Source organism: Acinetobacter higginsii, assembly GCF_000369525.1.
Lineage (GTDB): Bacteria > Pseudomonadota > Gammaproteobacteria > Pseudomonadales > Moraxellaceae > Acinetobacter > Acinetobacter higginsii.
On the sequence record NZ_KB850071.1, the window covers coordinates 127095 to 152556 of the forward strand.

The window sequence follows — 25462 nt, forward strand, 5'->3', positions numbered from 1 at the left end:
AGCAGAGATGACATCAGTTCAGCAATTACAAGGCGTTGGTGCTGCCGCAGCGACCCTCTTAGAAAAGCTTCATATTTTTAGCACGGATGATTTGTTATTCCATCTTCCCCGTGACTATGAAGATCGTAGCACTATTATTCCAATGAATCAGCTGATCGTTGGACGAAGTTACTTGCTTGAAGGTGAAGTTCGTTCTGTCGATTTCCCTCCGGGGAAAAAGAAATCGCTCGCAGCTCTGCTACAAGATGATTTTGGCAAGGTAACCTTGCGCTTTTACCATATTTATAAAGGTCTGACAGATCGTATCCAAATGGGGCAACGATTACGGATTTTTGGTGAAGTTCGAGTTGGTGCACGGGGTTTGGAGTTGTATCATCCCGAAATTCAAGTAATCCAGCAACATACTGCTTTACCTAAGACACAACTCACTGCGATTTACCCCAGCACTGAAGGCTTAACTCAACCCAAGCTGCGTGAATACGTCCACCAAGCCTTGCAGCATCATAGTGATGACTTACCTGAATTACTGCCCAGCAAATACAGCAATGGCTATGAGCTTAAACAAGCGCTCCATTACATCCACGAGCCGCCGCTTAATGCCAATATGCTGCAACTCAATCAAGGTTCGCATCCTGCACAACAACGCCTGATTTTTGAAGAACTGGTTGCCCATCAAATTAGTTTACTCACCCGACGTGCCTATATTCGGCAAATTTCTGCACCTCGCTTTAGCAGCAGTAAAGTACTTGCAAAGAAACTCTTGGAAGGCTTGCCCTTCCAAATGACCAATGCACAAAAACGGGTGTCCAAAGAAATTCTGCAAGATCTTAAACAAGATCAACCGATGCTACGCTTGGTGCAAGGTGATGTGGGCGCAGGTAAAACCTTAGTAGCTGCAGTCGCTGCCTGCCATGCCTTAGAAGCGGATTGGCAAGTAGCCCTCATGGCACCAACTGAAATTTTAGCCGAACAGCATTACTTAAACTTTAAACGCTGGTTTGAACCCTTAGGCATTCAGGTGGCATGGCTATCAGGCAAACAAAAAGGCAAAGCCAGAACTCAAGCGGAACAACAAATCAAAGAAGGTCATGCGCAACTAATCGTAGGTACGCATGCTCTGTTTCAAGACACTGTTGGATTTTCTAAACTTGGCTTGGTGATTATTGATGAGCAACATCGTTTCGGTGTCGACCAACGTCTTGCCTTAAGAAATAAGGGTGCAGATCAATTTACGCCGCATCAATTGGTGATGACGGCAACACCGATTCCCCGTACTTTAGCGATGAGTGCATATGGGGATTTAGACACCTCGATTATTGACGAGTTACCCCCTGGACGAACCCCAATTCAAACCGTAACCATTCCCCTAGAGCGTCGTGAACAGGTATTACAACGCATCGCTAGCAATTGCCGCGAAGGTAAACAAGCCTATTGGGTCTGTACCTTAGTGGAACAATCTGAAACGCTGGATGCGCAAGCCGCAGAAGCCACTTATCAAGAAATTAAAGAGCGTTTTCCAGACATCAACATTGGTCTGGTACATGGCAAGATGAAGGCTGATGAAAAGCAAGCAGTGATGCAAGCGTTTAAAGACAATCAATCCCAACTGTTAATTGCCACTACAGTGATTGAAGTCGGGGTCGATGTCCCTAATGCGTCGATTATGGTGATTGAAAATGCAGAACGCTTAGGCCTTTCCCAACTGCATCAACTTCGTGGTCGCGTGGGGCGTGGTGCAACCGCCAGTTTCTGTGCCCTACTGTATAAAACCCCATTATCGCAGAATGGGCAGGAACGGCTTTCGATTTTACGCGAGAGCAATGATGGCTTTGTGATCGCAGAAAAGGATTTGGAAATTCGAGGTCCGGGAGAATTACTTGGCACCAAACAAACCGGAGATATGGGCTTTCGAGTGGCACGTTTAGAACGGGATGATCATTTGCTTACTCAAGCACATTATGTGGCAGAGCAAATCCTGAAAGATTATCCCCAGCATGCAGATGGTCTACTCAAGCGCTGGCTGCCTGAGGCCCCAAGATATGCCTATGTTTAAACGACTTGGCACATCAGCACAGCAGCTTTTTGATTATTTTACGCCTTGCAGTCTCTGCGACATCGGCATGAAACGTCAGTTTGGTGTATGCCACAGTTGCTGGCAACAACTGCCTTGGTTGAAGCAAAGCATTGAACGTAACCAGCAACAAGTCTTGGTTGCTTGCCATTATCAATATCCAATTGATCGCTTGATTCAACAATTCAAATACGAGCAGAAACTGCATCATCAAAGAATATTAGAAGGCCTGCTATTACAACTCAGACTTCCTAAAGTACATGCGATTGTACCAATGCCTATTTCGATTGATCGCCTAACAGAACGTGGTTTTAATCAGGCCCTGCTATTGGCCAAAACACTAAGCGCTCACCTAAATGTTCCTGTGTGGCAACCAGTACAACGCTTGGCTCAACACTCACAAAAAGGCTTATCGCGCTTAGAACGTATGGAAGATATTGAGCAACAATTTGTGGCAGCACCACCTAACTCAATTCGTTATCGCAAAGTCCTTATTCTCGATGATGTCCTGACCACAGGCAGTTCAATTCGTGCTTTATCTAAGGTACTGACCCAACTCGGCTGCCAACAAATCTATAGTGCCTGCATAGCAGCCGCACAAGTACAACAAACTAATTCATTTGATTTTGCTGACACCACGGAATCACAATTTCTTTCGTTAAGGGCGCAAGTAAAGTAAATTGATCATCTAAATCAATCCATTTCATTTCTGCGATTTCAGCTGCAATTTGCGGTGGCTGTTTTAATTCAACGGCATACACATAACTTACCAAAACATGATCGGGTTCATTGGCTGCAGCTGTTTCAAAACGACCAATGAATTGTTTCAGCTCACATTCACAACCAATTTCCTCCAAAATCTCACGTTGCATCGTGATTTCAGGTGCTTCATCCATTTCCAATTTGCCGCCCACTTGCATAAATGCATGCGTGTTTTGCTTGCGTACTAATAACAATTGATTGTGTTCATTCAAAATCACGGCAGCCGCGACGGTGATAATTTTCACTCATTGATCCTCAAGCCTGAATTTCAGCAGTCGACATCCATTTCGGTGTCGCTGGCTGATAATTTGAAAATGCCATAAGAATATCCTCAATTTGTTCCGCCACAATCAACTTATCGACAAAACGTTCCTGACTAAAGCCGCGCTCAACCGAGCCCTGAATCATCTGGATCAAGCCATCATAGAAGCCATCCACATTTAAAAATGCGCATGGTTTCTGATGAATCCCCAATTGGCTCCATGTCCATTGTTCAAAGATTTCTTCCAGCGTGCCCGCTCCACCCGGTAAAGCCACAAAGGCATCGGATAGCTCAGCCATTTTAGTTTTACGCTCATGCATATTCTTAACGATATACAATTCAGTTAAACCCGTATGTGCTAGTTCTCGATCGACCAAAGCATCAGGAATCACCCCGATGACTCGCCCACCCGCCTGTAATGCACTATTGGCGACCACTCCCATTAGACCAGAACGACCACCGCCGTAAACCAAGGTTTTTCCCTGTGCAGCAATTGCCTGACCAGTCGCCTCAGCCATTTGCTGATAAATGGGATCATTACCGAGAGAAGAACCACAGAAAACACATATAGAATTCATACAATTAAAACCGTTTTATATAACTGTCATGCTGATAAAGTAGGCTATGTAACAAGATTTTTGAGAAAATAACGTTTAGGCAAGTGTTTTTCGTTTCATCCTTGTCTAAAATACACCCTGCTTTTCGGTAAACGACCGAAAACATTACACCGACTGCGCGAGGAAAAAAGACATGCTTGAAGCCTTTTATGCCACAGAGCGCGGTAGTCTAGAAGATGCAACCATCAACGGAGGTTTCGACCTCCACCCCGAACTGGTCTGGATTGATCTCATCGCCCCCTCCCAAGAAGAACAACAATGGGTTCTGGATGCGTATGACCGAAACTTACCAACCCTAAAGTCGCTTGAAGATATTTCCTCATCTGCACGATTTTACCGTGATGATGATGGAATTTTGCATATCAGTACCTATTTTTTAACAAAGAATAAAAACTTTCAAGTCGATGGTGATACTGACGACTCCTTACCCATGTTAGCAATGGTACAAACGGTTGCATTTATTTTGCATAAAGATCGCCTATTTACCATGCGTGGTGAAAAATTGGTTGCCTTCCGTGCATTTCGTGCCCGCGCGCGTCGTAATGACTATGACATGGACTATAAAGATCCCACATGGATCTTGCTCGGCCTACTTGAAGCGAAACTAGATGAGCTTGCGGATATCTTGGAAGATATCCACAAGGACTTGGAACGATATTCCACAGAAGTCCTGAATAACCATCATCGCGAGAAAATTTTAGACCTTGATGACATGATTACCCGCTTAGCCCAGCAAGAAGATATGCTGGGAAAGGCACAACTCTGTTTAATTGATTTACGCCGTGTATTGACCTTTTTAGCACGCCCGCGTGCATTAGGCAGTCACATTTATGATGCCGACATTCGCGAGTTAAGTGAAGACGTTCGCTCTCTAGTCGAACATGATGCCTTCTTATTCCAAAAAGTGCGATTCTTACTGGATACCACTTCTGGATTCATTAATACTGAGCAGAACGACACGATTCGTCGATTCTCGATTTTACCCAGTATGCTTGCGCCCCCAATGCTGATCGCGAGTATTTATGGGATGAACACCGATGTGCTACCTTTTGCTCATGGCAGCCTCAGTTTTTGGATTGTGATTGGTATTCTGATGGCCTTCCTCGTCTTGCCAATGTTTTACTTCCGTTGGAAAAAATGGATCTAAACAGGAAAGGATTATTTCTATTTTTGAGTATAATCCTTTCAATTTCAACAGCTTTTGCATGCGCACCTCACTCCCCAAAAGATGTATTTATCGCACGTGTTCAATCTATACAAAAACAGTCTTCTGACACCCAAAATCAATTTGAATTTCAACATGTTCGCTTTATATTTCAGCATTTTCTCACTAGGTTATTTACACCTAAACCCACCCAGTGGCACAGTAATTTTCCAGCCAAAACAATAAAAGCAAATGATTTAGTGATTGGTCTTGCCTATCCCGCAGATTCTGCTGCTCCCAATCATTATCGGATCAGCACTATGGCATTATTAGGTTGTGAGAAAAATATCATATCGATCGATCATCCAATTGCGCCCTTTACGGTATGGGATAGACAAGTTAAAAGCTGCAGTAATACCCCATCCAGCATCAAATTATTGGATGGTTTTTTAGAATATGATCAGAATTATTATTTAGCAAAGTTACATCAAAAATATCCAAGCTGTGAGGCGCTATTTTCTGCCTTCCCCAAAAGCTAAGCATAAAAAAGAGAGCTAAAAATAGCTCTCTTTTTCCACTTTGCCAGATCAATCAAATCAATTTTAAATCATCTTGTAAATGGCAAGCTTGGATGATTTTCAACATCTTCTCAGACACATTTTTGAAGTGTAGACCTTTATTTTCAGGAGTTTGACGCAGCCATTGCACCAATACCGCCAAAGATAAAGTATTGCCTTGTTCAAGTTGGGCCAAATCAACAACCAAAGGAAAATTCTGATGTTGCTGAATATGCTTTAAACCAGCCTGATAGATCTGTTCTGCATTTTCAAAATTAATTGTCTTTGACACAATTAATTGCTGATCAATATATTGAATCACCCGTCACCTACTTATTTTTTGCTAACAGCAGCATCTGCATCTGGTTTAAATGTCGCAATCGCTTTATTGATGTCACCACCATTACGTTGAACCGTTGCCGCAAACTGATTACGGAATTGCAAACCAAGGTCAATACCAGACACATTGATATTACGTACCTTCCATTGATCGCCTTTGTCGGTTAACTGGAACGATACTGGAATTTTTTCACCATTGTGCAAGAAGTCTAAAGTAACCACAGGGTTTTTACTGTTGGTCGATTTAAACGGACGCATCGTGTAGCTTTCGTTGGTATATTTAGCGAAAGCACCACCATAGTTCTCAATAATGACCGCACGGAAGTTTTGTTCAAACTGAGCACGTTGAGCAGCATTGGTGTATTGGTTATTCGCATACGTCCCTAACACAATACGGGTAAATGCTTGTGAGTCCACATACGGGTCAAGATTCTGACGAATAATCGTTCTGACCAGAGCTGGATTATTCTGTAATTTTGCATTATCTGCTTTTAAACGAGTAATCAAGCCATCAGCTACGCGCTTAACAAAATCAGGTGGGGTCTCTGTTGGTGCCGCAAATGCTGCACTTGCAAGCATTGTTGATAATACGCTTGCTGTTAGAGTTTGTTTCAATAATGTGTTCACTTCAATCTCCTAACCTGAATTACTCAACAAAAGAGGGTTCTGCTTCAGTCGCCGCTGGCTTTGAAGCTGGACTTTCTGTCGCTGTTGAGCTCGATGTGGCTTTACCAGCACCACCAGTAATAAACTTACTGATTAAATCTTCTAAATCCATTGTACCTTGGGTATTTGAAACTACATCACCACGTTTTAAGTAGTTCACACCACCACCTGGGACAACTTTCAAATATTTCTCACCCAATAGACCATTGGTTGCAACCATAATATAAGCATCTTCATCAAGACTGGTGATGGAGGTCATGTTAGCAATAAGTTGCTGTTCCATTTCTTTTTGTTTCGCAGCATCAGCTTGTTGATAATCAGCGCTATAGCGCAATTCTTCAAGTGCATTCTTTTGCACTTCTTTCAGTTGCTCTGGGCTAAAACTGGTCAACTTACCATCTAGATCAAATTTTACAGTTGCCAAACGTGTCACTGGATCAAGTGTAATCGATTCAACACGGCCAATGGTTACGCCACTCATGGTGACTTTCGCGCGTGCTTTTAAACCGTTTACGTTATCAAACTGCGCTGTCATGCTGTAGCTATCACGTAAATTAGTACCGACTAAACCACTGACTTTCATCGCAAGAAAAAATAGAGCGATACCGAAGATAATGACAAAAATACCTACGGCCAGCTCACTAGTACGTGATTTCATTAAATCCCTCCGAACATGACCGCAGTCAACACGAAATCAAAACCTAATACACAAAGTGAAGAATATACGACCGTTCTGGTCATTGCAGTCGCGATACCTTCTGGCGTCGGATCACAAGCATAACCTTGATATACCGCTACCCATGTACAAATTAAAGCAAATACAATGCTTTTGATGATGGTGCCGTTAAAAACGTCATGCCAGAATTGTACGCTACTTTGCATACCGCCCCAGAATGAGCCTTCATCCGCACCCAAGAAATCAACACCCACCATCTTGCCACCAATAATACCAATGGTTGCAAAGATCACAGTCAGCATCGGAAGACTGACAATTCCCGCCCATAAACGTGGCGACACGATTTGTCTGAGCGGATCAACTCCGATCATTTCCATGCTGGCAAGTTGTTCACTTTGTTTCATGGAACCAATTTCAGCAGTTAATGCTGAACCGGCACGACCTGCGAAGAGCAATGCAGCAACCACGGAAGCCAATTCACGCAATAGTGTCAATGAAATCGCAGTACCTAGCATTGCCTCACTACCAAAGGTGACCAGAATGCTATACATCTGCAAACCAAGAACAGCACCAATAAACAAGCCAGAAACAGCGATAATCAGCAGGGACATCACCCCGACACGATACATTTGGTAAATAAAGCGCTGAAATCCACCTTTCGATGGCATGGAAAATAAAACTTGCAAAAGCATCAGTGCCGCAGCACCAATCCCCTTTATCCGCTCAATAACGAGTCTACCTAACCAGGCAATCGCATTCATGGACGAACCTCGTTATCTAAATATGCTTGGTGAGTAAATTGATATTCGACAGGTCCCTCAATCGAACCTGTTAAAAACTGGCGTACAAATGGCGATGCATGATTTTTTAATTGTTCAGGTGAACCTTCACCCTGAATTTTGCCTTCAGCAACCACATAAATATAATCAGCAATCGATAAGGTCTCTGCAACATCATGCGAGACGATAATCGTGGTTAAATCTAAAGCATCACGCAAAGAGCGGATTAAGCGGGTCAAAACACCCATCACGATCGGATCTTGGCCTGCAAATGGCTCATCGTACATAATCAATTCAGGGTCTAACGCAATCGCACGTGCCAAAGCAACACGACGGTTCATCCCGCCGGAAAGCTCTGATGGCATCAACTGCTCAGCTCCACGCAAGCCCACTGATTCAAGTTTTAACGCAACTAACTCTGCAATAATATGTTCGGGTAATTTGGTATGTGCGCGGATGGGAAAAGCGACATTTTCATAGGTCGACATATCGGTAAATAATGCACCACTCTGGAATAGCATTCCCATACGTGCACGTGCAGCGAATAATTCTTGACGCGACATTGTCGCAATATCTTTACCGTCGAGCAGCACTTCACCATGATCAGGAAGCAATTGGCCACCAATCAAACGTAATAAAGTCGTCTTACCCGTACCAGACGGTCCCATAATTGCAGTAATTTGACCACGTCGAATTTTAAGACTGATATCGTCATAAATGACGCGTTCTCCTCGATTAAAGCTCAAGTTTTTAACTTCAATTAAGGCTTCGGTATCGAGAGGAGATTTGTTATTCATAATGGCATTCATTCCTGCACTTTTTATGCACGCATACTATACACTGAAACATTAAACGCTTGTTTTTATTTTGATAACCGATGGTACGAAGATTATTTAATTTATGTAGTTATTCTTCGAATAAGTTTGGCTGGTGGTATGTTGAGAATTGACATTAAAAGCATCAGAGTGACTGGTATCAAAAAGTGCATAGGCAAAGAACAAGCCATTACAAAGCATCAGAATGACAAATAGACACGGCAGTCCTTCACTACACATGAAAGACCACATTTGACTCAAAAGACTTTTATTTTGCTTAACCCTATTCATTTCTTATATAAAATTTGAATTAGTACACATTTTTAAGATTTTACATGACTAACACAAAATAAAAAAGCCAGTTTTTCAACTGGCTTCTTGTTTTCATCGGTTTTTAACGATTAAAAATCGTTTTTGCGACGACGGTCACCACCGAAAGTTTCTTCACGTGTACCGCGTGCTGGGCTATCTTCACCAAACTTACGTTTTGGACGATCTTCACCGCCGAAGCTGCGTTTTGGACGATCTTCACCACCGAAGCTACGCTTTGGACGGTCATCACCACCGAAGCTACGCTTACGGTCGCCAAAACCACCTTCACGTTGAGCAGGACGATCACCAAAATCACGTTTTGGACGGTCGCCGAAGCTACCTTCACGACGTGGTTTGTAATCTACGCGGTTGCCACGGTTGTCATCATTCGAATCAAAACGCGGTTTATCATTGAAACCACCTTCACGACGTGGGCGGTCAGAGTTGAACTCGCGACGTGGACGGTCTTCACCACCAAAACTACGCTTTGGACGGTCTTCGAAACCACCTTCACGACGTGGACGATCAGAGTTGAACTCGCGACGTGGACGGTCTTCAAAACCACCTTCACGGCGTGGACGATCTGAATTAAATTCGCGACGTGGACGGTCTTCGAAACCACCTTCACGGCGTGGACGATCTGAATTGAATTCGCGACGTGGACGATCTTCACCACCAAATGATGGACGTTCGCCACGAGGCTTGTCATCGAAGCTACGACGTGGACGGTCATCACCACCTTCACGGCGTTTGAAATTGCTTTCGCCTTCAAAACGACGACCACCGCCGAAACCGCCACGACCGCCATCACGGCCGCCACGACCACGACCACCGCCATCACGGCCACGACCACCACCATCACGACCTGAACGCGCAGGAGGTGGAGATGGCTCAAGACCTTCAATTTCAGATACATTTAAACGTGCATCTAAGTAATCTTCTAACGCACGGATTTTACCACGCTCGCGGTAAGTCGCTAAAGTAACGGCTTGACCTGTACGACCCGCACGACCTGTACGACCGATACGGTGTACATAGTCTTCGTTTTTCATCGGTAAACCGAAGTTAATTACGTGTGAAATTGTTGGTACGTCTAAACCACGTGCTGCAACGTCAGTCGCAACTAAGATTTTTGCACGACCTTCACGAATGCTACGTAAACGACGGTTACGAACGGTTTGTGGCATTGCACCGTGCAACGCAACAACTGAGTGACCAGCTTCAGCTAATTCTTCAGCAAGCATATCTGTATCTTCTTGCGTGCTTGCGAATACAACAGCTTGATCTACTGATTCGTCAGATAACCAATGCGTAAGTAATTTTTTCTTGTGTTCGAAACCATCAGTCCAATGCAATGTTTGCGTTACATCAGTATTGGTACTGTGACCAGTTTCAATTGCAATACGTTGTGGATCATTCATCATGCGTTCAGCAAGACGGATAATACGATCCGCAAATGTTGCAGAGAACATTAATGTTTGTTTACGGTTTGCTGCTAATTCACCAATTGCTTCTAGATCTTCAGAGAAACCTAGATCAAGCATACGGTCTGCTTCATCAACAATTAATGATTCAACTTTATCAAGTTTAATTTGACGACGGTTTACAAGATCAAGTAAACGACCTGGAGTCGCAACAACAACTTGTGCACCTTTAAGCTGTTGAATTTGCTTACCAAAAGGCATACCACCCATAATTGCAGCAATACGAACACCTTTCATGTGACGTACAAATGCAATTGCGTCTTGGCTCACTTGTTGAGCCAATTCACGTGTAGGAGAAATAACTAAAATTGTAGGCTGAGTGACTGCTTTCATACGGTCTTTAAAAGAAACAAATGCTTCTTCACCCGCTAACGCATTTAACGTAGGTAATAAAAATGCGGCAGTTTTACCTGAACCAGTTTGGCTCGAAACTAATAAATCTTTCCCTTCTAATGCAGCGGGAATCGCTTGTTCTTGCACAGGAGTTGGTGTAGTAAAACCTAAACCTTCAAGCGCTTGTTGTAAGGTTTCGTGTAAAGAAAATTCGGCAAAAGTTTTGCTCATAGAGAGTTTCACCCTAATGGGTGCTCCATTTTAATAAATGCTAAAAAATAGACATCGGCAACAAGCGGCAAAGCGACTCAAGCTGAAAAATAGATGAAGTTCAGCGGCGATCCGAATAACGACGATGTGGACTTAACGCACGCTTGATTACTGCTTCAACCTGAAGAATCGCTAAGCGATTTGGGCGCAAGATGTGGTCCTCTCTACGGACAGCGTGCGCTAATGATGAATAGAACTGAATGTTCAGGTAATGAACTGGAATTTAAGTGCGTGGGCGGATTATAGCAGAATAATTTTAAAAGTCACCCTTTTTAATAGGTTTTTTCAATTTCATCACACTTTATATTTGTATCCAAGCCATAGTAAAAACAAAAGATTAAGAATAATTAGGTACTTGAGTAAAAATTCTTCCTATATCTAAAGATTCATCATTTAATATATTTTCAATCGTGCTTACTAAACACTCTATAGTCATTTCTTTAAGAACCAGCATATCAGCACTCCAAAAATAGGGACCGAAAGCAGACTCACCAGCTCTATTATCTTTAATCATTAAATATTGAATATTTGCTAGCGTAAAAGCACTTCCAGAAAATGTCTTACCATTAACAGTTAATAACCAAAAATCAATATTTTGCTCTTCAATATTATCTATCTGTATTTCATGATGTGTCTCTATATAAAATCGCTCGTCCTCATAAATAATCTTCATAACTGCCCCACTAAGCTGAAAATAAAAAGCCCTCAAACATTGAGGGCTTTTTTAGAATTCGGCAAATTATTTTGCAGCATCGCCCCAAGCAGGAACTACGGTTTGCATCAATGGTTTTAACATCTTGAGTGAACAAGCAATCACTTGACCATTATCCAATGAATCATTGCCACCACGAGCATCAACAATAACGCCGCCCGCTTCTTTCACAATCAACTCACCTGCAGCGATATCCCATGGTTTTAAGCCAAGCTCAAAGAAACCATCAAAACGGCCTGCAGCAACATAAGCCAAATCAAGTGCAGCTGAACCACCACGACGGATTTGCGCACCAGATTTAGTCACTGCCAATAATGAAGCAAAATGCTGTTCTGCATAAGAAACGATTTCGCCATTACGTTTTGCACGGTATGGATGACCAACAGCAAGGAAAGTGTTTTCTAAGCTTTCTTTTACATTGACACGGATACGGCGTTGGTTCATCACTGCACCACGACCGCGGCTTGCAGAGAATAATTCATCACGCACAGGATCATAAATCACGCCGTGTTGAGTAACACCTTTATGTTGTACAGCAATAGAAATACAGAAATGTGGGAAACCATTAATAAAGTTTTGTGTGCCATCTAAAGGATCAATCACCCAGCACCAATCTGCATCATGACCTTTACCTTCTTGCATACCAAACTCTTCGCCAAGGAAGCTGTGGTTTTTATAGCTTTTACGGAGGGTATCAATTGTAAGTTGTTCCAAGTAACGATCGACACGCGTTACTGGACCATCGATGCCTTTTTCTTCAACTTGCAAATCGAGTTTATGACGATTTTGATGTGCCTTTAAAAGCTCTTGACCAACTGTTTGAGCCGCACGCGCAGCCATAACCACCATAGGTTCCATTGAACACCCACTACAAATTTGAAGATTTTGACAAAGAATAATGCATAAAAGCGCGTATATTCTAGCAAATATAAGCGCTTTTAGGGGAAAAATGTTGCGAAAAATTATTTTCGCTTTTACATGAGTTTATAGATTAAAACCAAGCCTGCTCAATTGAAGTTAAAATTCCCTGACTGTCTAAACCACAATCTTGCAACATTTGCTGATGCGTTGCCTGATGTAAGAAGCTATCTGGCAAACCAATATTCAAAATTGGCTTAAGAATCTTCGCATGTGCTAAGAACTCATTCACAGCACTCCCCGCACCAGCCATCACGGCATGTTCTTCTACTGTTACAAAGAGTTGGGTCCGTGGAGCCAAATCACGAAGTATTTGCTCATCTAAAGGCTTCACAAAGCGCATATTCACCACACGCACACCCATCGAGTGTTTGTTTGCAAACTGCTGAGCGGCTTCTACCGCTGCTGCAACACGACTACCAAAAGCAAGAATACTGATCTGCTGTTCAGCATCCACATTAAATTCAGCAACGATTTCAGCTTTACCAATTTCCATCGCTGTCATCTGCTGTTGAATCTCAACACCCGTACCCACCCCACGTGGATAGCGTACTGCAGTTGGCCCTTTGTAGAGATAAGCGGTATGCAGCATTTGGCGGCATTCGTTTTCGTCTTTCGGCGCCATGATCACAATGTTAGGTACGGTACGCATATAGGCGTAATCATAAGCACCGGCATGGGTTGGGCCATCTTCACCCACTAAACCAGCACGATCAATGCCAAAGGTGACGTCCAGATTTTGTAATGCAACATCATGAATCAATTGATCATAACCACGTTGCAAGAAGGTTGAATAAATCGCAACAACGGGTTTAAGACCTTCACATGCCATACCTGCAGCTAAAGTCACTGCATGCTGTTCTGCAATGGCAACATCAAAGAAACGCTCAGGATATTGCTGCGCAAATTGAACCATGCCAGAGCCTTCACACATCGCTGGGGTAATTGCGAGTAAACGATCATCTTGCGCTGCTTCATCACATAACCATTGCCCAAATACATCTGAATATTTTGGAGGTGATTTTTTTGCAGGTGTAGTTGCTGCTGGTGCAATCTTGGTAATGGCATGATAGGTAATCGGATCGGCTTCCGCTGGTGCGAATCCTTTCCCTTTTTTCGTATAAATATGAACCAGACGTGGACCTTTACGCTTTTTAAGCGCATGGAAAACTTGCGCCAACTGATCCACATCATGACCATCAAATGGCCCAAAATAATCAAAACCAATTGCTTTAAATAAATTATCGGCTGCATCTGTCGCAGATTGGTGTAAACGAGAGTTATATGTCCACTTCGGGTGCGGTTGAACATAGGCTTCGCCTTGTTCATTTACATTGACCAGTTGGCCTGTTTCCCAAATCGCAGCCAAATGTTTTGCAAAACCACCGGTACTGCACGAAATCGACATATCATTGTCATTTAAGACGACGATCAAGTCTGCATCATGCGCAACCGCATCATTCATGGCTTCAAAAGCCATGCCCGCTGTCATTGCACCATCGCCCACAATTGCCACAACGTCGCATGGATCGTTCTGATAACGACGCGCCAAGGCCATACCTAAACCAGCAGAAATCGCAGTAGATGAATGTCCAACACCAAAGGTATCGAACTCAGATTCATCACGCGCTGGAAATGCAGCTAAACCATCTTTACTACGAATCGTGGTAATTCGATCACGACGACCTGTCAGCACTTTATGAGGATAAGCTTGATGACCCACATCCCACACTAAACGGTCATTAGGTGTGTTAAAACAATAATGCAGCGCAACAGTCAGTTCGACTACACCTAAATTTGCACCAAAGTGACCGCCACTTTGCCCTGCTGCATACAAAATATATTGACGTAACTCATCTGCAACTTGTACAAGTTGGCTTTGCTCGAGCTGACGTAATTGTTGCGGATGATCAATTCCATCTAACAATGGCGTAACAGGGCGTTGAGTTGGAATTTCGGTATACAACATAATGTGGCAAAGCCTTTTTAAGCCTGGCAAGTCCGAAGCTGGGTTTTAAATGGGGGCAATCATACAATTAAATACGATCTACCTTCAATCAGCCACACGTGCGAATGATGTAGTGCTGAACATTCTCATGCAAATTTTAAAGAATGACCCTTAGATTATCCTGAATTATGTCACTGTTTATCAACCATTATTGTGTGCTTTGTATGAAAAAGAAAAAGTTATGTGAAAAATCAGAAATTCCAGTTCACGCAATCTTCAAACATTAGGCTATACTCGAACTGTTTTTATTATCATAGTGAGCTCTCTGTGCCAATTGAATTTATTGCAACATCAAAGCTTCCCACCGCTTTTGGTGACTTCAATATTTCCGTGTTTCAAGACCCTGCAACTGGCGAAGAACATGTGGCGCTATCTAAAGGTTTAGAAACGGCTCCAGATCAGCCTGTACTCGTGCGCATCCATTCAGAATGCTTAACAGGCGATGCTTTCGCTTCACTCAAGTGTGATTGTGGACCGCAACTACAAGCCACACAAAGCTTGATCAATGAAGCTGGTCAAGGCGTGATTCTTTATCTCCGTCAAGAAGGCCGTGGTATCGGTTTAACCAATAAGATTCGTGCTTATGCCTTGCAAGATCAAGGACATGATACGGTTGATGCGAACCTGTTATTGAACTTGCCTGCTGATGCGCGTCGATATGATATGTGCAGCATTATGTTGGATCACCTTCAGATTAAAGAAGTGAAACTACTGACCAATAACCCGCTTAAATTAAAAGCCTTGACTGATCTCGGCATCAATGTGGTTGAGCGTGTTCCATTAACGGTAGGTCGCAATCCTTTCAATGAACAATATTTAAAAACCAAACGTGAGCGTATGGATCATCTCTATAAAAAAGATGACTTTTAATTCATTTTTCAAAACGTTTAAAAATAAATCAGTTAAAGGGTTTTTATTGTAAAAAATAAAAAACCCTTACTTTTTTTATGGGTTTTATGTTTTGATATAAGCAATCCCTAGATCACTTTCAGAGGATCATCATGCAGCATCCAACTTCAGTTGATATTCAACGTGTTCGCGAATTTTTACTCGATCTACAGGCACGGATTTGTGCAGGACTAGAGCAACAGGAACGTGCAGGCGGTGGTACCGCGGAATTTATCATTGATGATTGGCAACGAACCGAAGGTGGCGGTGGCCGCTCTCGTGTTTTGCAAAATGGTGAAGTGATTGAAAAAGGTGGGGTCATGTTCTCCCACATCAATATTAGTAAACTCCCCGCTTCTGCAACTGAACGGCATCCACAAATTGCTGGGGCGAAAGCACAGGCACTGGGCGTATCCTTAGTGATTCACCCGAAAAACCCAAATATTCCAACCTCTCATGCCAATGTTCGCCTATTTGTGGCTGAGCCTGAAGGTCAAGATCCAGTGTGGTGGTTTGGTGGTGGTTTCGACTTAACCCCATTTTATCCAGATGATCAAGATGTTCAAAACTGGCATCAAACTGCGTATGACTTATGTCAGCCTTTTGGCGAAAATGTCTATGCTGAACACAAACAATGGTGTGATGATTATTTCTACCTAAAGCATCGTGATGAACAACGTGGTGTCGGTGGTTTATTCTTTGATGATTTAAATCAATGGGATTTTGAAACCTGCTTTAAATATATCCAAGCTGTAGGCAACGGTTATTTAGCCGCGATCTTGCCGATTTTTGAAAAGCACCGTGAACAACCATATACTGAAGCACAGCGTGAGTTCCAACTGTATCGTCGTGGTCGTTATGTCGAATATAACTTGGTCTATGACCGCGGTACTCTGTTTGGCCTACAAACTGGTGGTCGTATTGAATCAATCTTGGTGAGTTTGCCGAATCTTGCAGGTTGGTCGTATCGCCCTGAGTGGGATGAGGACTCAGCAGAGAAACGTCTCACTGATTATTATCTAAAACCTAGAGATTGGTTAGGTTTGAATGCCTAACTATCTAAAAGCCAAAGCAACCATCTGCTTTGGCTTTTTTCTTAATCTAAATGCATCCGATACTCAATAATCCCTGGCCTTTCTGCAATCCAGTCATAGAGTTTCTGTGCCGTATGATTCGTTTCCTGTGTATGCCAGTATAAGCGATCACACTGATGTTCCCTCGCTTGTTGCTGCACATATTCGATTAATTGCTTTCCGATCAACTGCCCCCTTTGTGCTGGTGAAACAAATAAATCTTCTAAATAACAATAGTTATTTTTCGCCCAAGTTGAACGATGAATAACGTAATGTACAAAACCTAAAAGCTGATCTCCTTGTTTTGCAACTGCACAATAGACAGGCTCAGTTTGGTCAAAAAAACGTTGCCATGTGGTTTGTGTGACGGCACTAGATAGTTCCACCTTGTAAAAATTCTTATAGGCCAGCCAAAAGGGTATCCACTGTTGATAGTCATCTTGTTGCACAGGAATCACTTGGATGTCTCGATGCTGCATGAAGTTTTCCTCAAATTTTATAGTCTTGGAAATGAGAGTTCGTAGTGTAGTTTTGATTGTGGATGGTTTATAAGATACAGTTTTGATCTATTTGACAGTACCAGTTTACTCGAAATGAAAAGTTCATCTGTTGCTCATTTTCCCCATCTCGTCTTAGCACAAGGCAACATTAAAGACGCCTTATATACGGCCTTACATACGGCCATTCTAGATGGCAGGCTGCATGCTGGAGCAAAGCTTCCTTCAAGTCGTGCTTTAGCAGAAATGATGTCCATCTCTCGTAATTCCGTTTTAGCAGCATTAGAGCGCTTATTAGATGAAGGTTATCTCATCACCAAACCGAGTTCTGGAACCTATGTCAGTGCAGTCATCCCCGACCAATTGATTCATGCGCAAACCCAAACACCAATTGATCACCTTGTGACGACTCAGTATTTGGATGTTAATCCAAACCTTGTGCAACATCTTAAAACTTGGCAATTACAACAAGCATCACAAGAAAAAAGAGTGTTTCATGTAGGAGTCGGATGTGTTGATCTTTTCCCACACCGACTTTGGGGGAAACTCCTAGGCCGAGCTTGGCGGCAGTCATACCATCAATTGGGGCAAACGCATGACCCTCGTGGTTACTTGGCTCTACGACAGGCAATTTGCAACTATGTTCGTTCAACACGCGGCTTGAATTGCACAACACAACAAATTTTGATTGTGAACGGCACCCAACAAGCGATCCATTTAACCGCTTTCGCCTTATTGCAGAAGCAGGATCAGGTCTGCATGGATGAACCTGGTTATGATGCAGCTTTAGCAGTTTTTCAGAGTTTTGGGGCAAAAACACAACCTATTTTAAGTGATGATGAAGGGATGAATATTCCAGACATCATTCAAAATCATGCACAAAGTAAATTGATTTATACAACACCCTCACACCATTTTCCATTAGGCGGTACATTAAGTTTAAAGCGCCGTTTAATGCTGTTGGAGTGGGCTGCGCAACAGCAAAAATGGATTTTTGAAGATGACTATAATAGTGAGTTTCGTTACGGCTCTCGTGCTATTCAAGCCCTACAAGGATTAGATCATCAGCAACGTGTGATTTACTCAGGAACATTTTCCAAAATGATGTTCCCCGAGTTTCGCTTAGGCTTTATGGTGATACCAGAGGCATTAATCGAACTATTTAGTCTTGCAAAGAAGCAAATCGACAGCCAATGTTCTTATTTAGAACAAGTTGCTTTAAGCCTTTTTATCCAAGAAGGCCATTACGCACGGCATGTTCGCAAAATTCGTAAAGCATGTTATGAACGTCAACAGGTCTTGATTCACGCGATCCAGACCTATCTTGCAGATATTTTAACAATTCAAGTGACAGATTCAGGAATACATTTACTCTGTTGGTTAAATCCAAATTGGACGGAACAAGAATTTATTGCTTACTGCTTAAAGGTTGATTTGGCGGTTCAACCCCTTTCTCGATATTGCCAAACCGACAATTCCCAAAGCGCAGTCTTATTTGGTTATGCAGCGCATCAACCTGATGAAATTTGGCGCAATATCCAAAAGCTGGCTGAAGCCATCAAAGTATCCATGATCTGATTGCGATCAGATCAATAACTTTATACACTTCAGCTATTTTCTTCAGTTAATCGTCGCACAATGACCAAACAATTTGCTGTAATTGGAAATCCGATTGAACAATCTCGCTCACCTGAACTTCACCATGCATTCGCAGCAAAAACTGGGGTCGATCTACACTATAAAAAAATCCTTGCACCCTTAGATGGCTTTGAAAATACAACTAGAGATTTCTTTGCAAAAAAAGGCGTGGGAATGAATGTCACCGTACCCTTTAAAGAACAAGCCTTTGCTCTTTGCGACCAATTGACTGAACGTGCCAAGATCGCCAAAGCCGTTAATACGTTGTGGATGCAGGACGGCAAACTGTATGGCGATAATACCGATGGTCAGGGCTTAGTTGCAGCAATTCAGGCATTGGGCTGGGAACTAAAAGAGAGTCGTATTTTAATTTTAGGGGCTGGCGGTGCAACCCGCGGTGTCATCTACCCTTTGGTACAGGCAGGTGCAAAACAGATTGTGATCGCTAATCGTACCCTCGCCCGTGCTGAGCAACTCGTTGACGATTTAAAAGATGCTGTGCCACACGCAGAACTTAAAGCAACAGGCTTAGACCAACTCGCTGGTGAGTTTGATGTTGTGATTAATGCGACATCTGCAAGCTTAACAGGTGATGTCCTACAATTGCCTGAAAGCTTAGTGTTCCATCACGCTTATGAAATGGCTTATGGCAAACCATCTAGCTTTCTAGATCAGGCCAAACAACGCCAGATCCCGTCTACTGATGGTTTCGGTATGTTGGTCGGTCAAGCGATAGAAGCATTTTCGATCTGGAACGGAGTAAAACCAGAACTAAAAGACTTTTTATAATCTTCAAAGCACAAAATAAAAAACCTGCACTTTGCAGGTTTTTTATTGGGATAAAGAAATTATTTAACTGTCAGCATCTTCTGATACACCTCTTTGAAAATCTCATAATCAATAAATTCGTTATGCTCGATTTTTAAAGACTGAATTGATTTTTCAGACAATTTATTCTTACGGGCATCCACAAACACTTGCCCTAAGATATTTGCGGTTTGTCCAAGTAAGATTTTTTCCTCACTTGAAGCGCCATTCTCTTGTTCGAACTGGATTTGATATTGCTTGGCAAATAATTGCTGTGGCTGCTTATACTGCGCTTGTAGCTTTTTCCACGCTTGGCGATCTGTATCGCCACGCATCGCATCAAGTACAATACGATTCACTGCTTGCCCCAATTTGTCATCAAACTGATCTTCATTTTCAAGATGATGTTTCTTCTGTAAAGCTTCAATGCTTTGCAGGGCTTTCCCTTTTGGATTATAAACCTCTTCATTGGCATACCAGTATGCATATACCGTGGCAATTTCTTGCAGCTCTTGACTCGAGTAACGCTGTACAACCTGTGGTGTGCTTTCCGTTAGTTTGGCAATAAATACCGCTTTATAGGTTTGATCATAGGCATGCGTAGCATCATAGCGTTGTTCCGCAATGACTTTGAGTTGATCTTCCAAAGTCATGGTATATGGTTCTGCTGAACGTTCTTGAACCCCTGCTTGACCTAATTTCTCAGAGAAGCTATTCACTGCTTGTTCCAACATCGAGCCTTTGCTTGCTTCTGACCAACTCTTCGCGCGTTTCAATTGTGCCTGATCAATTGGGGTGGCTTTGCCATAATTTGAAATCAACATATCGGCTTTGACACTAAAACGTGACTTCAATTCAGATAAGCCATAGTTCAAATCATAATCGAGTTTAACCGCACGACCTTGGGCATCCAAGCCGACATCCATAACAAATGGATTGCGTTTTTCAACTAGTGGCAAAGCTTTTGCAATATCCGCTTGGTGCTTGATCCAAAGTGCCTTAAATGCCTGATCATCAATAAATTGATTTTGATCATATGCAGCAAACTGTTTTTCGACCGCTTGTAATTTAGTGATATAACTCAAGAAACCAGATTCTGCTTTCTGCTCACCAAAGACATCAATGTCATACATACTTTGGCAATACTGCGCATCGCCATATGTGGTTTTTGGCGTATTTTGCAGGGCTGTACATTGCTCCTCGGTTAAAACTGCCTGCTCGTCTTCAGCGACTGTGGCATCGATCGTACTATCCGCAGCAGCCTCGGCATAGGCCTTCTGCGCTGCTTGTGTTACATCTTCTGCCGCATCTACGCTCTCATCAGCATAATCTTCTTCGGCATCTTCAACGCCAAAATGTTTATTCACCAACCGGTACAGTTCTTGGCTAACCACACTGGCATCATCAGCCGAATCTTTTTTATCCAACAATGAAGCAGTTTTTCGTGATTTAGATGAACTTGCAGCATCAACTTCATTGGCAATCAGTTTCTCAAGATTCTCTTCTTTAATATTGAGAACACTTTGCATGAAGTATTTCTCATTGACTTTGCTATACAAATTGGCTTGTAAAATCAGCTCTTCAATCGAGCTTTTTAACCGAATCTTCTCGACCACACCGGCAGCTTGATCAGCAGAAGAAACCGGTAAGGCTTGAAGGTTATTTTGATCGGCTAGACGATAATAGACGGCGCCAGAAGCTTTCACATATTCAGCAAATTTCTTGTAATCGACTTGCTTGAACATGTCCTGATACTTGGAAAAATCTAAATACGCCAGATTATTTTGACTATCTTTATTGACCAAATACGGCATCAAAGCAAAGTAATTGATATAAAACTTATAGTTATTTAAATCTAATACCATCGGCACTTTAGCTTGAACCAATAAAGTTGGTTTTTCATAACGGGCGGTTAAATTAAACGAACCCATTTTCTGACGATAATGCACTGAACCATCATATTCAAACTGCATGTCATTCAGAACATTGGCCGCGATTTGGGTAAACTTATCCACCTTGGTCTGACCATAGCTTTTTTGTTCTTGTGCAAGCGCAACATACAACGCCTGTTTCTGTTTACTGTTTAAATTGACCTTTTGATCTCGTAAATATTGATCAACCTTTTGCTTGAGCGCTGCATCTAAAGGTGCATTGTCTGCTTTGGTATTTGTGTTATTTTGCTGTGGTTCAACATGAATATTAAATTTGCCACGGTAATCATAGCTTGGATATTCATACATCGCATTAATACTATTGATTGCCTTCTGTTCCAGATTGGTCGAAGCTGTATTGGTTTTAATGACATGTTGTGAACATGCAGAAAGACTTAGACCCATTAAGCATAAAGTTAAATATTTTATACGCATAGCTTTACCAAACACCTTTATATCATTATATTTTCAAGTATAAAATTGAGTACTTTTCACGTTTAAAATTAGTTTTTAGACCAATAGAAAAGTGATTTTTTTACAAATCTCCCTTTTAGGAAATTCGCTTTTCTGACATTCTTTTCCCTAGTGGTTATCAATGTATTTTTATCACCATTGTGAATAATCAAAGTATCGAAACAGATAATCCAAAATGATTCAAATACAGGATTAAGATTATGCCAGCTTATAAAGCCCCGCTCCGTGACATTCGTTTCTTAATGAACGAAATGTTAGATTATCCAGCACATTACCAAACTTTGACAAGTGGTCAAAATGCGGATGCTGAAACGGTTGATATGATTCTTGAAGGTGCAGCAGATTATTGCGAAAACGTACTTTCTCCGCTCAATCAATCAGGTGATGAAGAAGGTTGTACCTTTAACAACGGCGAAGTGACAACACCAAAAGGTTTTAAAGAAGCTTATGACCAATTCGTCATGGGTGGTTGGCAAGGTCTTTCTTATCCAGAAGAGTTTGGTGGTCAAGGCTTACCAATGTCTTTAAACCTGATCAAATCTGAAATGATGGGGACGGCAAACTGGTCATTCACCATGTATCCAGGTTTAAGTACAGGCTGTATGAACACGATCATGCAGTTTGGTACAGATGAACAAAAAAATACCTATATGCCTAAACTGGTTGAAGGGACTTGGTCAGGCACGATGTGCTTAACTGAACCGCAATGTGGTACAGACTTAGGTCAAGTTAAAACTAAAGCAGAACCTGCTGCTGATGGTACATACAAAATTTCTGGTACTAAAATCTTCATCTCTGCAGGTGAGCACGATTTAACAGATAACATTATTCACATCGTACTTGCGCGTCTTCCAGATGCACCAGCAGGTACTCGTGGTATCTCTTTATTCATCGTACCTAAATTCATTCCAACTGCGGATGGTGGTGTAGGTGAACGTAATACTGTTTCTTGTGGTTCAATCGAACACAAGATGGGGATCAAAGCTTCTGCAACTGCAGTGCTTAACTTTGACAATGCAACAGGTTATCTGATCGGTGAAATCAACAAGGGTTTACATGCAATGTTTACCTTTATGAACACTGCGCGTATCGGTACAGCAGTTCAAGGTATTGCGCATGCTGAACTTTCTTTCCAAGGTGCTTTACCTTATGCGAAAGATCGTATGTCTATGCGTGCCCTTTCTGGTAAAAAAGAACCTGAGCGTGTCGGTGATGCGATTATTCACCACGCTGACGTTCGTCGTATGTTGTTAACGCAAAAAGCAATTGCTGAAGGCGGTCGTTCAATGATCTATCATGCTGCAAAACTTGCAGACAAAATGACAGATGCATTGGTAAGTGGCGATCAAGCAGCGTATGAAGCTTATGATGACAAACTTGGTTTCTATACACCGATTCTTAAAGGCTTCTTAACTGAACTTGGCTTAGAAGCTGCAAACCACGGTATGCAAGTATACGGCGGTCATGGCTATATCCGTGAATGGGGTATGGAACAAATCGCACGTGATGCGCGTATCTCAACCTTGTACGAAGGTACCACAGGTATTCAAGCACTTGACTTGATTGGCCGTAAAGTACTTTTAAGCTCAAAAGGTAAAGTCGTTCGTGACTATACTGCTGAAATCTTGAAGTTCTGTGCTGCACATGCACGTAACAAGTACCTTCGTCGTTTTGCTTGGGACTTAACTAAGCTTTGCGCACAATGGAATACCCTAACTGTCCGTATCATGCTTGCTGCACGTAAAGACCGTGACATCGTTTCTTCAGCGTCGGTTGATTTCTTGATGTTCTCTGGCTATGTGATGATGGCTTATTTCTGGGCGCAACAAGCAGTGGTTGCTTCTGAGAAATTAGAAGCGGGTGACGGAATCGAAACACCTGAATTCTATAAAGCAAAAATCAAAGTTGCAGATTTCTACTTCGACCGTCTATTGCCACGTGCACAAGGTCATGCAGAATCTATGGTATCAACCTCTCGCACTTTGACTTCACTTGCACCTGAACACTTCAGCTTCGACTACTAATCGGAACTGCAATAAAAAAGAGCGCTAAATGCGCTCTTTTTTATTTTGAATACAGATTATTTAATCAACTTTCTTAAATACATAGGCTTGTTCTGGGAATGGATACTCTTTAAAGAACTTACGATTCCGCCCATTATCGCCATTCCAGATCTTATCCAGATCCATCACCAAGTCTTGATTCGGACTCACTTGATAATACAAATTCACATCCGCAGCATCACAGCGAATCATAATTTCATTTAGTTCTTTATGCACATGCCACTGTACTTGCTTACAGGTCTGCTCAATCTTGGCAATATTACGTGACGGATCTGAGCCAAGGCGGCTAAAACTGGTATTGGTCCAGAACACAGAACCATCATCCATTAAATTCAGAATATATTCTGCTTCTTTCTCATTATTGACACAGCCTGCAAATGCATCACTACAAGGGATACGTGCATGATAACGACCCGCATACACCAAATCGGCTTCTGAAGGTTTACTCAAATTATTTTTACGATCCGCAGAATACGGCAATGTTGCTTGGCCTGCCACTTGAGTCAGCGATAGCCCTTGCGCGTCAGATGCAAGCTGTTCTTCTTGTTCATCTGCAAGCACTTCACTCGTTTCACCACTCGGTTGCGTCTGGGGTTGTTGCTTTACTGGTTCTGGATGATGGCTATCACAAGCACTCAAACCCAAAATCAATAGAAGTCCTACACTAACATGCTGTAAGAATAACCTGAACTGCATATCCTAAATCTCTAACATCAACATCATTATCGCGTGCTTTTCATGAACTCGTCCTAAACTTCGGAAAATATAGGGATCATTTAAATGTTCGTCTATTCCCCAAAAGGGTAATAGCCAATGCGATAGGACTGAAATAGTAAATTGACAAAGCAGGATGCTTTAATTCGGTGCATTTTAGGCGATGCTGTCGGTTTTTCCATCAATGATTTACACAACTTAACTAATCTCCCATCTGTTTAAACTTTAAAAAGAGCAGTTCGCCCCTATTTCTTAATTAACAGCAGCTCAAACTAACACTATGTATTATTTTCACTGTTGTTTCATGAATTTAAGGAGAAAAACTCGATGGCCAACTCTGGTTTATATCGCTCAAACCAACAAAGCATGATCGCTGGTGTAATGGGCGGTATTGCGGAACGATTTGGTTGGAACGCAAATTTATTACGTCTGATCTTTGTTGTGATCTCACTCATGAGTGCAGCCTTCCCGGGTATTTTGGTGTATCTGATTTTATGGCTGGTCATTCCGAAACAGCAGCAAGCGCGTATTGATCACGTACAAGGCTATTCACAACCTGTAAAAACAGTGTATGAAGACCAAGGCATAAAACGTTAATTTTCGGTTACCTTTTTGGTCGCTACGGTTGAAATTACCCCTAATCCAACCGTAG

At 42.2% G+C, this 25462-nt stretch carries 24 protein-coding genes; 10 read left to right on the plus strand and 14 right to left on the minus strand.

Annotated features, from left to right (window positions below):
• Window positions 1-7: 7 nt before the first annotated feature.
• The gene (gene recG / locus F902_RS03800) at window positions 8-2053 is read left to right on the plus strand and encodes an ATP-dependent DNA helicase RecG (protein ID WP_005201230.1); all 2046 of its coding nucleotides are present in this window, start codon (window positions 8-10) and stop codon (window positions 2051-2053) included.
• On the plus strand, window positions 2046-2750 hold the full coding sequence (locus F902_RS03805) for a ComF family protein (protein WP_017402245.1): 705 nt from the start codon (window positions 2046-2048) through the stop codon (window positions 2748-2750). The genes recG and F902_RS03805 overlap by 8 nt, the downstream gene beginning before the upstream one ends.
• On the opposite strand, the gene F902_RS03810 is transcribed toward F902_RS03805, so the two are convergent.
• Window positions 2683-3078, minus strand: a complete 396-nt coding sequence (locus F902_RS03810; RefSeq protein ID WP_005201234.1) for an NUDIX hydrolase — start codon at window positions 3076-3078, stop codon at window positions 2683-2685. The two genes, F902_RS03805 and F902_RS03810, sit on opposite strands and share 68 nt — an antisense overlap.
• Window positions 3079-3088: 10 nt before the next feature.
• Entirely contained in the window at window positions 3089-3673 is a 585-nt protein-coding gene (locus F902_RS03815) for an LOG family protein (protein WP_005201236.1), read from the minus strand.
• A 172-nt stretch (window positions 3674-3845) separates the two neighbouring features.
• Here F902_RS03815 and F902_RS03820 point away from each other — a divergent pair, with 172 nt between their 5' ends.
• Both F902_RS03820 and F902_RS03825 read left to right on the plus strand, forming a co-directional pair.
• Window positions 3846-4859: a magnesium and cobalt transport protein CorA gene (locus F902_RS03820; protein ID WP_004657647.1), complete on the plus strand. Its 1014-nt coding sequence runs from the start codon at window positions 3846-3848 to the stop codon at window positions 4857-4859.
• Window positions 4850-5395, plus strand: a complete 546-nt coding sequence (locus F902_RS03825; protein WP_017402247.1) for a hypothetical protein — start codon at window positions 4850-4852, stop codon at window positions 5393-5395. The genes F902_RS03820 and F902_RS03825 overlap by 10 nt, the downstream gene beginning before the upstream one ends.
• Before the next feature lie 52 nt (window positions 5396-5447).
• On the opposite strand, the gene F902_RS03830 is transcribed toward F902_RS03825, so the two are convergent.
• The 9 genes from F902_RS03830 to dxs form a co-directional block, all read right to left on the minus strand.
• Entirely contained in the window at window positions 5448-5735 is a 288-nt protein-coding gene (locus F902_RS03830) for an STAS domain-containing protein (RefSeq protein WP_004657643.1), read from the minus strand.
• Between the two features lie 11 nt (window positions 5736-5746).
• Window positions 5747-6379 (minus strand): MlaC/ttg2D family ABC transporter substrate-binding protein, encoded by a 633-nt coding sequence (locus F902_RS03835; RefSeq protein WP_004804079.1) that lies wholly within the window; start codon window positions 6377-6379, stop codon window positions 5747-5749.
• Window positions 6380-6398: 19 nt separating this feature from the next.
• Complete coding sequence (gene mlaD / locus F902_RS03840; RefSeq protein WP_004804077.1) at window positions 6399-7076, minus strand: outer membrane lipid asymmetry maintenance protein MlaD; 678 nt, start codon at window positions 7074-7076, stop codon at window positions 6399-6401.
• Window positions 7076-7855: a lipid asymmetry maintenance ABC transporter permease subunit MlaE gene (mlaE, locus tag F902_RS03845; protein WP_005201238.1), complete on the minus strand. Its 780-nt coding sequence runs from the start codon at window positions 7853-7855 to the stop codon at window positions 7076-7078. The genes mlaD and mlaE overlap by 1 nt, the downstream gene beginning before the upstream one ends.
• Window positions 7852-8670: an ABC transporter ATP-binding protein gene (locus F902_RS03850; RefSeq protein WP_004804074.1), complete on the minus strand. Its 819-nt coding sequence runs from the start codon at window positions 8668-8670 to the stop codon at window positions 7852-7854. The genes mlaE and F902_RS03850 overlap by 4 nt, the downstream gene beginning before the upstream one ends.
• Window positions 8671-9089: 419 nt before the next feature.
• On the minus strand, window positions 9090-11048 hold the full coding sequence (locus tag F902_RS03855) for a DEAD/DEAH box helicase (RefSeq protein WP_005201239.1): 1959 nt from the start codon (window positions 11046-11048) through the stop codon (window positions 9090-9092).
• Window positions 11049-11424: 376 nt separating this feature from the next.
• On the minus strand, window positions 11425-11760 hold the full coding sequence (locus F902_RS03860) for a hypothetical protein (protein ID WP_005201240.1): 336 nt from the start codon (window positions 11758-11760) through the stop codon (window positions 11425-11427).
• Between the two features lie 66 nt (window positions 11761-11826).
• Window positions 11827-12657 carry an inositol monophosphatase family protein gene (locus F902_RS03865; RefSeq protein ID WP_005201241.1) on the minus strand — a complete coding sequence of 277 codons (831 nt, stop codon included), beginning with the start codon at window positions 12655-12657 and terminating at the stop codon, window positions 11827-11829.
• Between the two features lie 133 nt (window positions 12658-12790).
• The gene (gene dxs, locus F902_RS03870) at window positions 12791-14686 is read right to left on the minus strand and encodes a 1-deoxy-D-xylulose-5-phosphate synthase (RefSeq protein WP_005201242.1); all 1896 of its coding nucleotides are present in this window, start codon (window positions 14684-14686) and stop codon (window positions 12791-12793) included.
• 306 nt (window positions 14687-14992) lie between these two features.
• Here dxs and ribA point away from each other — a divergent pair, with 306 nt between their 5' ends.
• A complete protein-coding gene (ribA, locus tag F902_RS03875) occupies window positions 14993-15595 on the plus strand; it encodes a GTP cyclohydrolase II (protein ID WP_004804065.1) in 603 nt (200 codons plus the stop codon).
• Between the two features lie 131 nt (window positions 15596-15726).
• Window positions 15727-16668, plus strand: coding sequence for an oxygen-dependent coproporphyrinogen oxidase (gene hemF / locus F902_RS03880; protein WP_005201243.1), 942 nt, complete (start codon window positions 15727-15729; stop codon window positions 16666-16668).
• Between the two features lie 41 nt (window positions 16669-16709).
• On the opposite strand, the gene F902_RS03885 is transcribed toward hemF, so the two are convergent.
• Window positions 16710-17165, minus strand: a complete 456-nt coding sequence (locus F902_RS03885) for a GNAT family N-acetyltransferase (RefSeq protein WP_005201244.1) — start codon at window positions 17163-17165, stop codon at window positions 16710-16712.
• A gap of 114 nt (window positions 17166-17279) precedes the next feature.
• On the opposite strand from F902_RS03885, the gene pdxR reads away from it, so the two are divergent.
• Window positions 17280-18761: a MocR-like pyridoxine biosynthesis transcription factor PdxR gene (pdxR, locus tag F902_RS03890; protein ID WP_005201245.1), complete on the plus strand. Its 1482-nt coding sequence runs from the start codon at window positions 17280-17282 to the stop codon at window positions 18759-18761.
• 60 nt (window positions 18762-18821) lie between these two features.
• On the plus strand, window positions 18822-19610 hold the full coding sequence (gene aroE / locus F902_RS03895) for a shikimate dehydrogenase (RefSeq protein ID WP_005201246.1): 789 nt from the start codon (window positions 18822-18824) through the stop codon (window positions 19608-19610).
• Between the two features lie 59 nt (window positions 19611-19669).
• Here the strand turns inward: aroE and F902_RS03900 are convergent, their stop codons facing one another.
• The gene (locus F902_RS03900) at window positions 19670-21994 is read right to left on the minus strand and encodes a hypothetical protein (protein ID WP_005201248.1); all 2325 of its coding nucleotides are present in this window, start codon (window positions 21992-21994) and stop codon (window positions 19670-19672) included.
• Window positions 21995-22233: 239 nt separating this feature from the next.
• Between F902_RS03900 and F902_RS03905 the strand changes: the two genes are divergently transcribed.
• Window positions 22234-24057 (plus strand): acyl-CoA dehydrogenase C-terminal domain-containing protein, encoded by a 1824-nt coding sequence (locus F902_RS03905; RefSeq protein ID WP_004804056.1) that lies wholly within the window; start codon window positions 22234-22236, stop codon window positions 24055-24057.
• Window positions 24058-24117: 60 nt separating this feature from the next.
• On the opposite strand, the gene F902_RS03910 is transcribed toward F902_RS03905, so the two are convergent.
• The gene (locus tag F902_RS03910; protein ID WP_004804055.1) at window positions 24118-24792 is read right to left on the minus strand and encodes a hypothetical protein; all 675 of its coding nucleotides are present in this window, start codon (window positions 24790-24792) and stop codon (window positions 24118-24120) included.
• A gap of 345 nt (window positions 24793-25137) precedes the next feature.
• Here F902_RS03910 and F902_RS03915 point away from each other — a divergent pair, with 345 nt between their 5' ends.
• On the plus strand, window positions 25138-25407 hold the full coding sequence (locus tag F902_RS03915) for a PspC domain-containing protein (protein ID WP_004804053.1): 270 nt from the start codon (window positions 25138-25140) through the stop codon (window positions 25405-25407).
• Window positions 25408-25462 lie beyond the last annotated feature (55 nt).

Excerpts from the sequence above, each read along its gene's own strand:
- recG (WP_005201230.1), top strand. The coding sequence starts at position 8 with ATGACATCAGTTCAGCAATTACAAGGCGTTGGTGCTGCCGCAGCGACC.
- F902_RS03805 (WP_017402245.1), top strand. The coding sequence starts at position 2,046 with ATGTTTAAACGACTTGGCACATCAGCACAGCAGCTTTTTGATTATTTT.
- F902_RS03815 (WP_005201236.1), bottom strand. The coding sequence starts at position 3,673 with ATGAATTCTATATGTGTTTTCTGTGGTTCTTCTCTCGGTAATGATCCC.
- F902_RS03820 (WP_004657647.1), top strand. The coding sequence starts at position 3,846 with ATGCTTGAAGCCTTTTATGCCACAGAGCGCGGTAGTCTAGAAGATGCA.
- F902_RS03825 (WP_017402247.1), top strand. The coding sequence starts at position 4,850 with ATGGATCTAAACAGGAAAGGATTATTTCTATTTTTGAGTATAATCCTT.
- mlaD (WP_004804077.1), bottom strand. The coding sequence starts at position 7,076 with ATGAAATCACGTACTAGTGAGCTGGCCGTAGGTATTTTTGTCATTATC.
- mlaE (WP_005201238.1), bottom strand. The coding sequence starts at position 7,855 with ATGAATGCGATTGCCTGGTTAGGTAGACTCGTTATTGAGCGGATAAAG.
- F902_RS03850 (WP_004804074.1), bottom strand. The coding sequence starts at position 8,670 with ATGAATAACAAATCTCCTCTCGATACCGAAGCCTTAATTGAAGTTAAA.
- F902_RS03855 (WP_005201239.1), bottom strand. The coding sequence starts at position 11,048 with ATGAGCAAAACTTTTGCCGAATTTTCTTTACACGAAACCTTACAACAA.
- F902_RS03860 (WP_005201240.1), bottom strand. The coding sequence starts at position 11,760 with ATGAAGATTATTTATGAGGACGAGCGATTTTATATAGAGACACATCAT.
- F902_RS03865 (WP_005201241.1), bottom strand. The coding sequence starts at position 12,657 with ATGGAACCTATGGTGGTTATGGCTGCGCGTGCGGCTCAAACAGTTGGT.
- dxs (WP_005201242.1), bottom strand. The coding sequence starts at position 14,686 with ATGTTGTATACCGAAATTCCAACTCAACGCCCTGTTACGCCATTGTTA.
- hemF (WP_005201243.1), top strand. The coding sequence starts at position 15,727 with ATGCAGCATCCAACTTCAGTTGATATTCAACGTGTTCGCGAATTTTTA.
- F902_RS03885 (WP_005201244.1), bottom strand. The coding sequence starts at position 17,165 with ATGCAGCATCGAGACATCCAAGTGATTCCTGTGCAACAAGATGACTAT.
- pdxR (WP_005201245.1), top strand. The coding sequence starts at position 17,280 with ATGAAAAGTTCATCTGTTGCTCATTTTCCCCATCTCGTCTTAGCACAA.
- aroE (WP_005201246.1), top strand. The coding sequence starts at position 18,822 with ATGACCAAACAATTTGCTGTAATTGGAAATCCGATTGAACAATCTCGC.
- F902_RS03900 (WP_005201248.1), bottom strand. The coding sequence starts at position 21,994 with ATGCGTATAAAATATTTAACTTTATGCTTAATGGGTCTAAGTCTTTCT.
- F902_RS03905 (WP_004804056.1), top strand. The coding sequence starts at position 22,234 with ATGCCAGCTTATAAAGCCCCGCTCCGTGACATTCGTTTCTTAATGAAC.
- F902_RS03910 (WP_004804055.1), bottom strand. The coding sequence starts at position 24,792 with ATGCAGTTCAGGTTATTCTTACAGCATGTTAGTGTAGGACTTCTATTG.
- F902_RS03915 (WP_004804053.1), top strand. The coding sequence starts at position 25,138 with ATGGCCAACTCTGGTTTATATCGCTCAAACCAACAAAGCATGATCGCT.